Origin of the sequence: Halomonas sp. AOP43-A1-21, assembly GCF_052376775.1 — a bacterium.
Lineage (GTDB): Bacteria > Pseudomonadota > Gammaproteobacteria > Pseudomonadales > Halomonadaceae > Vreelandella > Vreelandella colorata.
Window position 1 is genome coordinate 1 of the sequence record NZ_JBQSWC010000117.1, and the last position, 264, is coordinate 264.

The 264-nt window shown below is 54.9% G+C and carries 1 rRNA gene; it reads right to left on the reverse strand.

The features are described 5' to 3' along the window. Positions 1–8 precede the first annotated feature (8 nt). Positions 9–264 (reverse strand): 16S ribosomal RNA (locus tag ACT3R7_RS20800); the annotation flags it as partial.

The window sequence follows — 264 nt, forward strand, 5'->3', positions numbered from 1 at the left end:
GCATCGTTTAAGGAGGTGATCCAGCCGCAGGTTCCCCTACGGCTACCTTGTTACGACTTCACCCCAGTCATGAACCACACCGTGGTGATCGCTTTCCCGAAGGTTAAGCTAACCACTTCTGGTGCAGTCCACTCCCATGGTGTGACGGGCGGTGTGTACAAGGCCCGGGAACGTATTCACCGTGACATTCTGATTCACGATTACTAGCGATTCCGACTTCACGGAGTCGAGTTGCAGACTCCGATCCGGACTGAGACCGGCTTT